The organism is Actinomycetota bacterium (assembly GCA_030682655.1).
GTDB lineage: Bacteria > Actinomycetota > Coriobacteriia > Anaerosomatales > JAUXNU01 > JAUXNU01.
On record JAUXNU010000056.1, the window covers coordinates 22813 to 37209 of the forward strand.

Below are 14397 nucleotides of genomic sequence, written 5' to 3' on the forward strand. Positions count from 1 at the left end.
ATGGGGACACAGATGAAGCGAACGACCTTCCGGCCCGGCGGTCGTACCCGCGCCGCGTTCTCCTCGGCGATGGCCGCTTTGACGCTGGCCGTGGTCTGCGCGTCGGTGGCTACCGCTTTCGCGGTGCTCGCACCCGATGCGTACGAGCCCGACGACACCTACACGGCTGCGGCCACGATCGCCGTCGCGACCCCCCAGGTGCACACGCTGTTTCCTGCGGCCGACTACGACTGGGTCACGTTCGTGCCAACGGTAGACCAGCCGTACGACATCCGCACGTCCTCGGCAGGGGGCGTCGATGTCGACACGCTGATCACGCTCTACGTCGACGACGGCGCTGGCGGGATCACGTACGTGACCGAGAACGACGACTTCCTCGGGCCCTACTCCCGAATAGCCTGGACGCCGAGCACCGACGCGACGGCATACGTCGAGATCACGCATGTGGACACGCCGGGTGGCGGCGGAGACCCCGGCGACTATGAGGTCGCCGTGTACGACCTCGTGCCGGGTATCGCGGGCACGGTCACCGAGCAGGGGAGCGGCAACCCGCTCTCCGGCATCGACGTGACCGCCTATCACTACGAGGCGGGCATCTGGTTCGAGGACGCGTACGCACAGAGCGGCGCTTCCGGAGCCTATGGGCTCACGGACCTGGGAACGGGAAGCTACGCGGTCGGTTTCGTTGATCCGTCCGGCGTCGATGGGTATCACGTGCCCGAGTTCTACGACGACGTTTCCGGCATCGACGATGCGACGCTCGTGGCGACCACTGAGTTTTCGACGGTTTCGGGTGTCGACGCGGCCCTGACACGCCTTGGCTATCTCGCGGGCACCGTGCGGGCGGAGGCCACCGGGCTTCCGCTTGCGGGCATGCGCGTGACCGCGTACGCGAAGCCGGGATCGAGCTGGATCTCGGTGGCAACGACGTCGACCGGCACCGATGGCACCTATCGCGTTGAGTCGCTCACGACCGGAACCTACCGGCTCAGGTTCAGCGACCCTGCGGCCGTCCCGGGCTCGCGGACATTCTACGTGTCCCAGTACTACGACGAGGTGTTGGATCTGGCCGGCGCCCATGACATCGAGTTGACGGCCTCGGGCTTCGTTGAGGGACTGGATGCGGATCTGGGCCGCGCCAGAGTGGCCCGGCTTTCGGGTCCCGATCGCTACACGACCGCCGTCCGAATCGCGCGGTACGCGTTCGATCCCGATGGCGACAAGAGCTGGCCCGGGGTGGAGCACGTCATCATCGCTTCGGGAGAGGACCGCGCGGCCGCCGACCCGCTTGCCGCTTCCGGGCTGTGCTGGGCCTACGATGCTCCACTCTTCCTCGTGAGCAGGTCGAGCACCTCGGCGCAGGTCAAGGACGCCATCGTCGAGATCGTGAAGGCCCGCGGCTCCGTCGAGATCCACGTGGTTGGCGGTACGGCGTCCGTTCCCGACGCGCGCATCGCCAACATCAAGGCGGCGGCCGGTCCGTACGGGCTGGTGACGGCCGAGAGGCTACTGTCGGGTGGGAACCGCTACGACCTCGCCCGCGCCATAGCCGTCAGGATGAAGCAGGTTGCGGCGCTCACCGGGCGCAGCCTGCCCGGCACCGTGCTCATCGCCAACGGGGCCGACCCGGCGAAGTTCTTCGACGCGCTCGCGCTCTCTCCGATCGCGACTGACATGGGTGCTCCGATACTGCTCGTGGCCAAGGACAGCGTGCCTGCCGCCACCACAGCGGCCCTGAAGACGCTGGCGCCGACGCGTGTCATCGTCGGCGGTGGACCTGCGACCGTGTCTGCTGCCGTCAAGACCGCAGTCGGCGCGACCGGCCCGGACGACCGCTGGTACGGCGCGACGCGGTACTCGACCGCCTCCACAATCGCCTCCAAGGCGATCAGCGCCGGGTGGCTGTCGCCGGGAGTTGTCGGACTCGCTGCCAAGCTTCCCGACGGCATGACTGGCGGCGCTATGGCCGGTCACCTCGGCGGCGTGCTGCTTCTGACGCCGAAGTCCCCGCTTGCGGCAGAGTCGGCGGCCGTGCTCACCTCACACCGGCTCGGGGTCGAGCAGTGTCTGCTCCTTGGCGGTCCGGCGTCCATCGCCGAGACGGTAGTAGAGTCGGCCGCGGCGAGGTTGCGCTAGCCGACGCAGCCGGCCCAGGAGCCTCTCGTCTTCGGGAGGGGGGTGACTAGATGACTAGGTGGAGCCAAAATGGTTGGCCGGGCGCGCACACCCAAGCCGCTGATACCCTCGAGCTCGAGGCCAACCTGCGTGAGGTCATCGGGATGCTGCTCGAAGACGGTGAGCCGCAGCTCGAGTCGGAATTCTTGGACGTTCGCAGCATCCAAGTCGCCTGACAGTGGGCACGGTTCCGGTCCTCAAGGCTCGAGAGGTCGTTGCCCTCCTCATCTCTCTCGGCTTCGCAAGATCGTGGCTGATGTCCGCATGACGCTCGACGAGTTCCTTGCTGTGCGATGAGAACGTCCGCACGCCCCGCGGAGCGCATTGACGGGCGCCACCGCACACGGCTACGCTGACCATCTAGGGAGCGGTCATCGACCGTCCCGATTGACATCGGTCTCTTCGTTGCGCACGACGACGGGACCTCGCGGCCGGACATACGTCCTGGCCGTCCATACCTCCGAGTCCGGAGGGCCTACCACGCTCGCGGCCTGTCGCGCGGCGTCACGGTCACCGGACCGATAGGGCCGGCGGGGAAACCTTCCGACCTCCCGTGTTTGGAAAGGAGACCGAGTGAACGTGCGTATAGGTGCGCCTCGAATGAGGCGCGCGGTGGGGTGTGTGGTCGCCGCAGCACTCGCGCTCTCGCTGGTCGGGTGCGCATCATCTACCGGGGACGGAACGTCCTCGGACAAGGCCGCCGACACGCCCGGCGAGATCATCCTGGCGTCGACGACCTCCACGCAGGACTCCGGGCTCTTCGACGTCCTCATCCCGGCCTTCGAGAAGGCGAATCCGGCCTACAAGGTCAAGGTCGTCGCCGTGGGTACCGGGGAGGCGCTCAAGCTCGGCGAGACAAAGGACGCCGATGTCTTGCTCGTCCACTCCAAAGCTGACGAGGAGAGGCTCGTCGAGGCCGGCTTCGGTGTCGAGCGCCGCGACGTCATGTACAACGACTTCGTGCTGGTGGGACTGGAAGCGGATCCGTCCGGCGTGAAGGCCGCCGCAGATCTACCCGGCGCCATGACTGCCATTGCAGCGGGAAAGGCGCCGTTCATCTCCCGCGGCGACGACTCCGGCACGAACAAGAAGGAGCTCAAGCTCTGGAAGGCCGCGAGTATCGCCACGCCCACTCCTGACGCGCAGAGCTGGTACGAGTCGACCGGCCAGGGCATGGGCGAGACGCTCACCATCACAACGAACAAGGGTGGCTACACGCTTGCCGACCGTGCGACGTACCTGTCGATGGAGGACACGCTCGACCTGGTTATCGTGCGTGAGGGCGACAAGGACCTGCTCAACCAGTACGGAGTCATCGTTGTCACCGATGCGGCCAACCAGGAAGGTGGCCAGGCGTTCTTCGACTGGATCCTGTCCGAGGAGGGCCAGACGGTCATCGGCGACTACGGGACCGAGGAGTTCGGCCAGCCGCTGTTCATTCCGAACGCACAGTAGGGGCGGCGGGCAACCGGGCGCGAGCGACGAAGGAGGCGAACCGGCAGTGCAGATCTACATCGATGCGATCGTCGAGGGCTGGCGCCTGCTGGTCACGGGCGCGCTCGATGTCTGGAGCATCGTGATCGTGTCGTTTCGCGTTTCCGGCGCGGCCACGCTCATCGCGCTCGTGCTGGGGGTGCCGGCAGGGTTCCTCCTTGGCACGTACAGGTCGGTGAGCAGGCGCGTGGCGCTCGTTCTCGCGAACACGGGCATGGGCCTGCCTCCGGTCGCCGTGGGGCTCGTGGTGGCGATGACGCTGTCGCGCCATGGGCCGCTCGGGGAGCTACGTCTGCTGTATTCACAGCCCGCGATGATCATCGCCCAGGTCATCATCGCTCTGCCGATCGTCGCCGCCGTGACGGCGGCAGCGGTATCGTCGGTCCCCCGGGAGCTGCGTCTGCAGGCGCGCTCCCTGGGAGCTTCTCCGCTACGCGAGATGGCGCTCACACTGGCCGAGGCACGCATGGGGTTGCTCGCCGCCGTCGCCGCGGGATTCGGCTCGATCATCTCCGAGGTGGGCGCGGTGATGATGGTCGGCGGCAACCTCGCCGGCGAGACCCGCGTCATGACCACCGCGATCGTGCAGTACACGCGTATGGGGCGCTACGGGGCAGCGTTCGCGCTCGTGGTGATCCTCGTGTCGATCGTGTTGGCGGTCAACGTGCTCATCACCGGAATCCAGACTTCCGCCGAGCGCTACGAGGGAGGGACGCGATGAACGTCGGTCTCTCCCTGGGAGCGCTCGGTCTGCGCCGCGACTACCGTGGCGGCTTCTCGCTTGCGGTCGACGAGCTGCATGTCCCCGCGGGCAGCACGCTTGCGCTGCTGGGGCCGTCTGGCTCCGGGAAGTCCACGCTGCTGTCGCTCCTTGGTCTGCTCGAGAAGCCGGACGCGGGCAGTGTGCAACTCGACGGGCGAGAAGTCACCACGCGCGACCATGAAGCCCGGCTCTCGATGGCGGCCGTCTTCCAGCGCCCGTACCTCATCAAAGGCACGGTGGCGGCCAACGTCGCCTACGGCCTCGCCTTGCGCCGTGTACCTGCCGAGGAGCGTGCCCGCCGCGTCGATGCAGCTCTCGAGCGCGTGGGGCTGGACGGCCTCGGCGATCGTGCGGCGGCGGCACTGTCGGGCGGCGAGGCGCAGCGGGTCGCACTCGCGCGCGCGCTCGTGCTCGAGCCGCAGGTGCTGCTGCTCGATGAGCCGCTAGCCTCACTCGATCCGCTGCTGAAACGCCAGCTCACCGGCGAGTTCGCGTCGATTCTGCGTAGCAGCGGCTCCACTGTCGTCTGGGTCACGCACGACCAGGATGAGACGCTGGTCGTGTCGGACTCGATTGCGGTCATGCGCGACGGGAGAATCGTGGCCCACGGGCCGACCGAGGCCGTGATGGCGCTGCCGAAAGACGAGTGGACGGCCAAGTTCCTTGGCCAGGAAGTTCCGATTCGCGGGCGCGTGGCGTCGGGGGGCGAAGGGCTCGCCGAGATCGTGTGCGGGTCCGCGACGATCCTCGCGGTGTCCGACGCCGAACCCGGGACCGAGGTGCTTGTCGCGGTGGCGCCGGAGGACGTGGTGCTGTTGGCGGGCGATGCGGAGATGCCGCCCTCCTCGGCAAGGAACAGGCTGCGCGGGTTCGTCGACGAGGTGTCGCCGCGCGGCAGCACGTGGCGCGTAGTCGTCCAGATTGACGGGGTGCGCATCGCCTCGGTCGTGTCGCGGGCGGCGCTGGCGGAGATGGGACTTGCCCCGGGCGCTGCGGTGCAGGTGCTGTTCAAGGCAACGGCGGTCCGCGTTCGGCGGGTCGAGACGGAGCGCGTCGAGTAGAATACGCATCACTGTCGTACGTATAGGGTGGTCGCTGATGGGACGAAACGATAGCGTGCAGATGCTCCCGCTCACCGCGGCGGTGCTCGCCGGCGGGCGCTCCTTGCGCATGGGCGTCGACAAGACGCTCTTGACCGTCGACGGCGAGCCGCTTGTCGGGCACGTGATCGATGTCGTTGGCGAGGTGTGCGAGCAGGTCATCGTGGTGACGAACCGGCCCGAGGCTCTCGATGATGTCGCCCTGCCACCCGACGTTGCCGTCGTGACCGACGAGATTGCGTACCAGGGCCCCCTCGGCGGTCTTGCGACCGCGCTGGCGGCGGCCGGGCACGAGTGGGTGCTTGCGGTTGCCGCCGACATGCCGTGGCTGCAGTCCGGCGTGGTGCGCGCGCTGTGGGCGGCGCGCGAAGGCGTCGACGCCGTCGTTCCCGTAACCGAATCCGGGCTCGAGCCGCTGCTCGCTCTCTATCGCGTCGAGCCGTGTCTGCCGGCGGTGCGCGCAGCTCTTGCGAGCGGTCGCAGGCGAGTTGTGGGCTTCTTCCCGCAGGTCAACGTGCGCGAGATCCCGACCGAGACGCTGCGCGCGGCCGACCCCGGTCTCCTGAGCCTCGTCAACGTGAACACGCCCGGCGACCTCGCCGAAGTGCGCGCAGCCGCCTCGGATATCGCTGCTGCCGAGGATCGCGCTCCCGGCCGCTCGCGCGACGTGCGGTTGCAGATCGTCGAGGTCGGCACGCGCCGGTCGCGTGGGATGCCGTCCGAGCGCCCCATCACGCTGCATATGAACGACGTCGAGATCGCCACCATTCAGGCCAGCCCGGAGGACCTTGAGGAGATGGCGGCCGGCTTCCTCCTCGCCGAGGGGCTCATATCCGATCGCGACGCACTTACGGGCATCGACACCGATGTGAAGCGCGGGATGGTCTACGTGAGCACGACCGAGGAAGTGCCGGACGATATGGTCCACAAGACCCGCTACGTCACCAGCGGCTGTGGCAAGGGCGTGACCTTCTCGACGATCGGCCACGCCCGAGATCTCGCCCACATCGAGTCGGACGTGCTGGTCGACAGCGAGGCGCTCTACGCGATGATGGGGCAGATGGCCCGCGCGGCCGAGCGCTATCGCGACTCCGGAGGCACGCACGCGTGTGCGCTCGGGCGCGACGGCGAGGTCGTGCTCGTGCGCGAGGACGTCGGTCGTCACAACGCGCTCGACAAGCTCCTTGGCAAGGCATGGCTCGATCGCATTCCGACAGACGACGCCGTACTGCTTACCACCGGCCGCATCTCCTACGAGATGGCCGTCAAGGCCGCCAAGTCCCGGGTTCCCATCGTCGTGTCGCGCACCGCCGTCACCGACCTGGCCGCCGATATCGCCGCGGAGCTGGGGATCACCGTCGTCGGCTACGCGCGCGGCGGCAAGCTTGTCGTCTACACACACCCGTTTCGGGTGCGCATTGCCGAGGAGGACTAGTGGGCGTGCCAAAGACCATGACCGTGGAGGAGGCCCGCGAGCTCGTGCTTTCCGGCGTGCCGCGGCTCGAAGCCGAGCAGGTCTCGCTCATCGACGCTCTCGGCCGGGTGCTAGCGACCGACGCTGTGAGCGACATCGACGTCGCGCCGTTCGACAACTCCGCGATGGACGGGTTCGCGGTACGTGCAGCCGACACGGCTGGCGCGACCGCGGATGCTCCGGCCGAGCTCGACGTCGTCTCGCTGATTGCGGCAGGCGACTTCTCCGACCGCGAGATCGGTCCCGGTGAGGCCGCGCGCATCATGACCGGCGCGCCGGTACCGCCCGGGGCCGACGCGATCGTGATGGTAGAGTACTCGCGTGCGCTGACCGGCGACGGCGGCGTGGGGTCCCGGGTCGTTCTCGAGCGCGCGGCGGCCTGCGGCGATCACATCAGGCGTCGCGGCGAGGAAGTACTCGCCGGGGACATCGTGATGGCAGCGGGCGAAGTCATCGGCGCTGCGGGAGTCGGCCTGCTCGCCTCGACCGGACACGCTACCGTCGCGGTCTATCGCCGTCCACGCGTGGCGATACTCTCGACCGGCAGCGAACTCGTCGAGGTCGCCGAGACACCCGGGCCGGGCAAGATCCGCAACTCGAACTCGTACTCGATCGCCGCGCAGGTCATTGCTGCCGGCGGCATCCCCGTGCGTTACGAGATCGTCCCCGATGACCTCGAAGCCACGCGTGCAGCGTTCGCCCGCGCCGCCGAGGAGACCGACTACATCACGACCAGCGGCGGCGTCTCCGTCGGCGACTTCGACTACGTGAAGCCGGTTCTCGAGGAGATGGGCGAGCTGGCGTTCTGCAAAGTCGCGATGCGCCCGGGCAACCCGCAGACGATGGGATCGATTAGCGGCGTGCCCTTCTTCGGCCTGCCCGGCAACCCCACCAGCACCTATGTCGGCTTCGAGGTCTTCGTGCGTCCGGCGCTCCGGCTCATGCAGGGATTCTCGGCGCTCGACCGCCCGGTCACGGTTGCCGCGCTCGCGCACGATGTCCGCAAGAAGCCCGACCGCCGCTACTACTATCGCGCTCGCATCGAGCCCGCCGCCGCCGGTGCCGCACTACCCACAGTGGCGCTCACCGGCAGCCAGTCCTCGGCACTGCTGACCGCCGCGCATCGCGGCAACTGCCTCATGGTCCTGCCGGAGGGCGAGTCGCATTTCGCCGCTGGCACGCAGGTCGCATGTATGAGACTCGACATGGAAGAAGGGACGCCGCTATGAGCTCCGGAGCACCCAAAGAGGTCGACCCCCGCTGGGCCGAGCAGGTCACGTCCGAGCTGACCGAGGCCGTGACGGCCAAGGCTGCCGACGGGCGCGTCAACTGCGCCGTGCTGCGCAAGCTCGCCGAGGATACCGGCGTGCTCTACAAGGTCGCCGGTGCCGCAGCCGACCAGGCGGGCATCAAGGTCCACAACTGCGATCTGGGCTGCTTCTAGCGCCTCACTGACGGCAGTCCCGACACTACGACAGGACAACACGTGACAGATCGTCACATACCCGCACACACGGGCGACCTCCGCATCCCGGTCGTGTCCGTCGTCGGCAAGTCCGACTCGGGCAAGACCACCTTCCTCGAGAAGCTCATCGCCGAGCTGACCTGCCGAGGATGGCGCGTGGGGACCGTGAAGCACCACGTGCACGACTTCGACATCGACGTGCCGGGCAAGGACTCGTGGCGTCACGCGCACGCGGGTGCTGCCGTGACCATGATCAGCGCTCCCGACAAGTTCGGGCTCATCCGGCGGGTCGAACGCGAGCTCACCCTTCCCGAACTCGTCGAGCAGGTCGGCGACGTGGATATCCTGCTCACCGAGGGCTTCAAGCGGGCGGGCAACGTGCGCATCGAGGTCTGCCGCGCCGCGCGCTCCCGGGAGCTCATCTGCGCCGCCGAGGAGCTGTACGCCGTTGTGACCGACCAGCCGGATCTCGTGCCGGAAGGCGTTGCGGCCTACGGGCTCGAGGACGCATCCGCGATCGCCGACGCGATCGAAGCCGATTTCCTTGGCGGTGGTCGGTGATGGCCACCGACGCGCACGGGCGTCGCATAGACTACCTGCGGATCTCGCTTACCGACCGGTGTAACCTGCGTTGCGTGTACTGCATGCCCGAGGAGGGTGTGGCCTGGAAGTCTCCGGAATCGATCCTGACGCTGGAGGAGATCGAGCGGTTCGCGGGAATCGCGGTGGGCGAAGGCATCGGCAAGATCCGACTCACCGGAGGCGAGCCGCTGATCCGGCGCGGCGTGGTCGACCACATCCGGCGGCTGAGGGCGATCACCGGTCTCGAGGCGATTGCGCTGACCACCAACGGCACGCTTCTGCCGCGGTTTGTCGCCGATCTGCATGCCGCCGGGCTTTCCCGCGTGAACATCTCGCTCGACTCGCTCGACCCCGAGGTCTTCGCGACCATCACCCGTGGCGGGCACCTCGCCGACGTGCTTGCCGGCATCGACGCGGCGCTGGCAGCGGGCTTCGATCCGGTGAAGATCAACGTCGTCGTTGTGCGCTCGCTGGGCCAAGACCTGCTCGACTTCGCGCGACTCGCCCAGGACCGCCCGCTGCACGTGCGCTTCATCGAGTACATGCCGGTCGGCGACGATGCCGAGGAGGGTGCGGGCTGCGCGGGCGACGGCGGAGATTTCCACTGGACGCGGGCCGACCACATCCCCAGTGACGACGTCCTCGGTGAGCTGCGCGTGCGGGGCGCGCGAGCCGGGTTCGGCGAGCTCGTGCCGGTGGCCCGCGACGCCGCTCCCGGCGGGTGGGGGCCGGCGCGCTACTTCCGGTTCGAAGGGGCTCGCGGTACGCTCGGGGTGATTTCCCCGCTGTCGCACCACTTCTGCGGGGAGTGCAACCGCCTGAGGCTGACCGCCGACGGCATGTTGCGCACCTGCCTGTTCTCGGACGAGGAGATCGACGTGCGCTCCGTGCTTCGCGGCGGCAGCGACGACGATGTGAGAGACGTCGTTCGCGCGGCGCTTGCGGCCAAGCCCGCGAGTCACAGCGAGCGCATAGGGACACTGCGGCGCATGTCGCAGATCGGAGGCTGACGATGGCTGGCACGATCCCGGATGGCGCCACCCGCGAACCTGGCGAGGGCGCTCCTCGGCTTAGCCATGTTGACGAGTCGGGAGCCGCGCGCATGGTCGATGTGGGTGCCAAGGACGTGACGCGCCGTGAGGCGGTCGCGGCGGCCTTCGTCGAGATGCGCCCTGAGACGCTCGAGATGATTGTCGCCGGCGACGCCCCGAAGGGCGACGTGCTTGCAGCCGCGCGTATTGCGGGCATCATGGCCGCCAAGCGCACGAGCGAGCTCATTCCGCTGTGCCACCCGCTCCCCATCACGCACGCGTCCGTGACGCTCGAGCCACAGCGTGGAGAGCGCACGGGGGTCGCGATCATCGCGACCGTTGCCGTGGAGGGCCGTACCGGGGTCGAGATGGAAGCGCTCACGGCCGCGGCGGTCGCCGGACTCACCATCTACGACATGTGCAAAGCGGTCGATCGCGGCATGGTCGTGACCGGCGTCGGGCTGCTGCGCAAAGAGGGCGGCGCGAGCGGGCTTTGGACCCGCGAGGAGGGTGCGCTGTGAGCGAAGACGCGCTCAGTCCCCGCGACGCACCCGCAGGAGTCACGCTGCCCGGTCCGGGCGAGGTCGTCTCGGTGAACATCTCCGAGCGCAAGACCGTGCGCAAGCCCCCGGGCACGGCAGGTACGCTTGTGTTCGACCGTGGCTTCAAGGACGACGCCCACGCAGGTGACTGGCACCGTCAGGTATCACTGCTGGCAATCGAGTCCATCGGCACCATGGTCGCCAAGGGGCTCGACGTCGGGCCGGGGGACTTCGCCGAGAACATCACGACTCGCGGCATCGACCTGCTTGCACTGCCGATCGGCAGCGTATTCGCCATCGGTGACGACGCGGTTCTCGAGGTCAGCCAGATCGGCAAGGTGTGCCACACGAAGTGCGCGATCTACTACCAGGCCGGCGACTGCGTCATGCCCCGGGAAGGGATCTTCGGGGTCGTGCGCGAGCCCGGTGCGGTCCGTGTCGGCGACCGCATCAAAGTCGTCTCCCTCGGCGACGGCACGTGCGACCGGACGCCAGAAGAAGCCGTCCGCGAGTTTCAGGAAGAGTCCGCCAAGGAGGCCGCGCTGCGCGAGCGCGCGGCCCAGGTCGGTTTCGAGACAGAGGAGTGACGACGTGGCGCAGCTGCGCGTAGGGATATTGACGTGCTCGGACAGCCGCAGCAGTGGCGAGGCCGAGGACACGGCCGGCGCCGCGCTCTCGGAAGCGGTGAGTGAGCTCGGCTGGGACCCGTTCGCGTGTGCGATCGTGGCCGACGACGCGGGTGTCATCGCGGCCGCCATCGGCCGGATGGCCGAGGACGGCGCCGACATCGTGCTCACCTGCGGGGGCACCGGCTTCGGCCCGCGCGATGTCACGCCCGAGGCCACGCTCTCGGTCTGCGACCGGGCCGCACCCGGCATCGCCGAGGCCATCCGGGCGCAGTCGATGGCCGTCACCCGACGCGCGATGCTTTCGCGTGGCGTGGCCTGTCTGCGTGGGAAGACGCTCGTGGTGAATCTGCCCGGCAGCAGACGGGCCGCACTCGAGTCATTCGGGTTCGTGGCCGACCAGCTCGAGCACGCGGTCGACATGATGGCCGGAGGCGGCCACGGGTGAGCGACCGACAGCCAAAGCAGCGCGCAGTCCACTACTTCGATCACGCTGCCACGTCCTGGCCGCGGCCGCCGGAGGTCGTGGAGGCCGTGGCCCGCGGACTCACCGAATACGGCGGCAGTCCGGGCAGGGGAGCGTACGAGCTAGCCATGCGCTCCGCACGGGCGCTCTTTGACGCGCGGCAGACGTTCGCGCGGTTCCTCGGCGCACCACATGCCGAGGACGTCATCATCGTCCCGTCCTGTACGTGGGCGTGCAACCTCATGCTGCAGGGGCTTCTGCGCCCCGGTGACCGGGTCGTTGTCGGCTCGATGGAGCATAACGCGGTCGTGAGGCCGCTGTCCGCGCTTGCGGCCCTCGGCGTCGAAGTCGTCGTCGTGGACGCCGAAACCACAGGGTTCGTCGATCCCGATGACGTCGAGCGGGCGGTCAAGGCGGCTCCGACGCGAGCGGTCGTCTGTCAGCACGCGTCGAATGTCACCGGCACCATCCAGTACGTGGGAGATCTCGCCGATATCGCGCACGAACATGACGCCGTCATGCTCGTTGACGGAGCGCAGGCGGTCGGACACATCCCCGTCGACGTGCGGGCGCTCGGAGTCGATGCGTATGCGGTCCCTGGTCACAAGGCGCTCCTTGGCCCGCCAGGCATCGGGCTTCTGTGGCTGTCGGAACGTGCCCAGCCCGACCCGCTCGTCCTCGGCGGTACCGGAAGCGGCTCCTCGGAGACCGAAGCGATGCCTACTCGCCGACCCGAGCGGTTCGAGGCCGGGACGGCGAACGTGCCCGCGGCGCTCGGTTTGGCGGCGGGGATGGAGGTTCGTGCGGCCGACCCTGACGCTTCCGCGCGGGAATCGGAGCTCGCGATGCGCGTGCTTGAGGGCCTGTCGGCAATCCCCGGTGTCAGGGTGCTGGGACCCGGATCGGAGGTCCCCCGCGTCCCGGTGGTGAGCTTCGTCCACGAGCGCGTCGAGGCCGACAGGCTCGCATTCGAGCTGGACCGGCGCTGGGGAATCGCATGCCGCGCCGGGTTGCACTGCGCGCCTTGGGCTCACCGAACGCTAGGGTCTTTCGAGGGTGGTGCCGTACGCATAAGTGTGGGCTGGTCGACCACCGGAGCCGATGTCGACGCGCTACTCACCGCGTTCCGGAATGTGCTGGCATAGTGCACTCGGATACCGCGCCTGGCCGCGCCTGGCCGCGCCTGGCCGTCCGTTGACCCCATCCGCCGTGGGGCATATCCTTCATGTGACCACATGCGCCTTTTCGCATTCTCCATCTCCGGCAGGAGTGATGGAATTGTCGCAAGCCCCCTGGCGCTTGGTCGCATATGGGGCAAGGATCACGGTCGTAGGGGGACGCAGTATGCTTGTCGGGACCACCGTTTCTCTTGGCGAATCCATCCGGCACCCACGCCGGGGTCTTGGCTTTGCGTGTCATGGTTCTCGCGTGTGCGCTCGGACTGGCGCTCCCCGGCGCGGTATACCGCCGGGAAGCCTCGGCAACGCCGGCATACACCAAGACTGACTGACCGGCGCTCAGAAAGGCAGGGACGGTGCTGGCCATGCGGCGCATCATAGTCGCGATAGCGACCATGTTGGTGTGCGCGTGTATCGCGGCGCCGGGCTTGGCCTACGCTCAGGACTACGACCTGAACTTCAGCCTGCCCACCGCAGGCAAGTCAGGGTGCATGGTGTGTCACGCCGACCCGAACCTGGGCCGGCTGCAAGGGAACCAGTTCGTGTCGTACTACGTGGACGGCACCGACCTCGACAAAGGGCAGCATGCGACGATCATGTGCACCGGCTGCCATCTGGACTTCGCGTTCAAGGCGCCGCACAAGAAGACGCGGGAGGACTGGGTGCGCACGGCTCGCCTTGCGTGCAAGAACTGCCATCAGGACCAGTGGGACCTGTACAGCAGGGGAGTGCACTCCATCTCGGTGCAGCCGGGTCAGACGGTCTCCGAGAAGGACGCGACCAAGCCCCTGTGCGGTGACTGCCACGGTCCGGTTCACGAGATCATGGCGCTCACGGACAACGAGGCCGGTCAGCGAGATCTCCACGAGCGGGGACAGGAGATCTGCGGCCGGTGCCACGAGGAGTTCTGGGACAATTACTCGGACTACTACCACGGCGCGGCATACCGCCGGGGAGCCTCGGACGCACCGGCGTGCTGGCAGTGCCACGGGGCGCACGACATCATGGAGTCGGACGACCGCGGATCGCGCGTCCACGAGCGGAGTCTCCTGGAAACGTGCTCGCAGTGTCACGACGGGGCCAACGAAACATATGTGAGCTACGCAGGACTTGTGCACCGTCGCACGGAAGTCTACGCAGAGAACCCCGTATACTCGTTCATCAAGGGGACACAGGAGTCGATCCAGGGCTTCTTCGGCAAGATAAAGTCCTGGTTCTCATAGGGTGGGAAGCACAGTCCCGGTGACCCGGGGAAGGAAGGGGTAAGGCGACATGGCAGGCAGGCATGGAGGACGCTCACGGAGAGTGGTCTCCCTCGTGGCGGCGGCGTTCGCGCTGGTGATCCTGTTCGGCGCAGGAACCGCCTTCGCCCAGGAGGCGACGATCGACGACACGAAGTTGATCATCGACTTCGGCGGCAAGGTCTACGAGGAGAACTGCGACCCGTGCCACGCAAACATCGCTAACACCGACAACTACGCCGGCGAGATCATCTTCACTC

Annotated in this window: 16 protein-coding genes and 1 riboswitch; all 16 genes read left to right on the forward strand. The window is 67.9% G+C overall.

From position 1 onward, the window contains the following. Positions 1 to 12 precede the first annotated feature (12 nt). Positions 13 to 2136, forward strand: coding sequence for a cell wall-binding repeat-containing protein (locus Q8K99_03480; protein MDP2181610.1), 2124 nt, complete (start codon positions 13 to 15; stop codon positions 2134 to 2136). Between the two features lie 50 nt (positions 2137 to 2186). Further along, a complete protein-coding gene (locus tag Q8K99_03485) occupies positions 2187 to 2351 on the forward strand; it encodes a type II toxin-antitoxin system HicB family antitoxin (GenBank protein ID MDP2181611.1) in 165 nt (54 codons plus the stop codon). A 270-nt stretch (positions 2352 to 2621) separates the two neighbouring features. Next, a riboswitch (molybdenum cofactor riboswitch) is annotated at positions 2622 to 2757 on the forward strand. Beyond that, positions 2749 to 3630 carry an extracellular solute-binding protein gene (locus tag Q8K99_03490; protein MDP2181612.1) on the forward strand — a complete coding sequence of 294 codons (882 nt, stop codon included), beginning with the start codon at positions 2749 to 2751 and terminating at the stop codon, positions 3628 to 3630. Its footprint overlaps the riboswitch before it by 9 nt. Positions 3631 to 3676: 46 nt before the next feature. After that, complete coding sequence (locus Q8K99_03495) at positions 3677 to 4390, forward strand: ABC transporter permease (GenBank protein MDP2181613.1); 714 nt, start codon at positions 3677 to 3679, stop codon at positions 4388 to 4390. Next, the gene (locus tag Q8K99_03500; protein ID MDP2181614.1) at positions 4387 to 5493 is read left to right on the forward strand and encodes an ABC transporter ATP-binding protein; all 1107 of its coding nucleotides are present in this window, start codon (positions 4387 to 4389) and stop codon (positions 5491 to 5493) included. Before Q8K99_03495 ends, Q8K99_03500 begins: the two co-directional genes overlap by 4 nt. 37 nt (positions 5494 to 5530) lie before the next feature. After that, positions 5531 to 6967 carry a formate dehydrogenase accessory sulfurtransferase FdhD gene (fdhD, locus tag Q8K99_03505; GenBank protein MDP2181615.1) on the forward strand — a complete coding sequence of 479 codons (1437 nt, stop codon included), beginning with the start codon at positions 5531 to 5533 and terminating at the stop codon, positions 6965 to 6967. Between the two features lie 5 nt (positions 6968 to 6972). Beyond that, on the forward strand, positions 6973 to 8235 hold the full coding sequence (locus Q8K99_03510) for a molybdopterin molybdotransferase MoeA (protein ID MDP2181616.1): 1263 nt from the start codon (positions 6973 to 6975) through the stop codon (positions 8233 to 8235). Next, positions 8232 to 8450 carry a hypothetical protein gene (locus Q8K99_03515; protein ID MDP2181617.1) on the forward strand — a complete coding sequence of 73 codons (219 nt, stop codon included), beginning with the start codon at positions 8232 to 8234 and terminating at the stop codon, positions 8448 to 8450. The genes Q8K99_03510 and Q8K99_03515 overlap by 4 nt, the downstream gene beginning before the upstream one ends. Before the next feature lie 42 nt (positions 8451 to 8492). Continuing rightward, positions 8493 to 9032: a molybdopterin-guanine dinucleotide biosynthesis protein B gene (gene mobB, locus Q8K99_03520; GenBank protein MDP2181618.1), complete on the forward strand. Its 540-nt coding sequence runs from the start codon at positions 8493 to 8495 to the stop codon at positions 9030 to 9032. Beyond that, positions 9032 to 10063, forward strand: a complete 1032-nt coding sequence (moaA, locus tag Q8K99_03525) for a GTP 3',8-cyclase MoaA (protein MDP2181619.1) — start codon at positions 9032 to 9034, stop codon at positions 10061 to 10063. Before mobB ends, moaA begins: the two co-directional genes overlap by 1 nt. A 2-nt stretch (positions 10064 to 10065) precedes the next feature. Next, the gene (moaC, locus tag Q8K99_03530; protein MDP2181620.1) at positions 10066 to 10605 is read left to right on the forward strand and encodes a cyclic pyranopterin monophosphate synthase MoaC; all 540 of its coding nucleotides are present in this window, start codon (positions 10066 to 10068) and stop codon (positions 10603 to 10605) included. Beyond that, positions 10602 to 11213: an MOSC domain-containing protein gene (locus tag Q8K99_03535; GenBank protein MDP2181621.1), complete on the forward strand. Its 612-nt coding sequence runs from the start codon at positions 10602 to 10604 to the stop codon at positions 11211 to 11213. Before moaC ends, Q8K99_03535 begins: the two co-directional genes overlap by 4 nt. Before the next feature lie 4 nt (positions 11214 to 11217). After that, positions 11218 to 11700 carry a MogA/MoaB family molybdenum cofactor biosynthesis protein gene (locus Q8K99_03540; GenBank protein ID MDP2181622.1) on the forward strand — a complete coding sequence of 161 codons (483 nt, stop codon included), beginning with the start codon at positions 11218 to 11220 and terminating at the stop codon, positions 11698 to 11700. Then, entirely contained in the window at positions 11697 to 12863 is a 1167-nt protein-coding gene (locus Q8K99_03545) for an aminotransferase class V-fold PLP-dependent enzyme (protein MDP2181623.1), read from the forward strand. The genes Q8K99_03540 and Q8K99_03545 overlap by 4 nt, the downstream gene beginning before the upstream one ends. 398 nt (positions 12864 to 13261) lie before the next feature. After that, positions 13262 to 14119 (forward strand): hypothetical protein, encoded by an 858-nt coding sequence (locus Q8K99_03550; protein MDP2181624.1) that lies wholly within the window; start codon positions 13262 to 13264, stop codon positions 14117 to 14119. A 49-nt stretch (positions 14120 to 14168) separates the two neighbouring features. Continuing rightward, on the forward strand, positions 14169 to 14397 hold a 229-nt coding region (locus tag Q8K99_03555; GenBank protein ID MDP2181625.1), incomplete at its 3' end, for a hypothetical protein.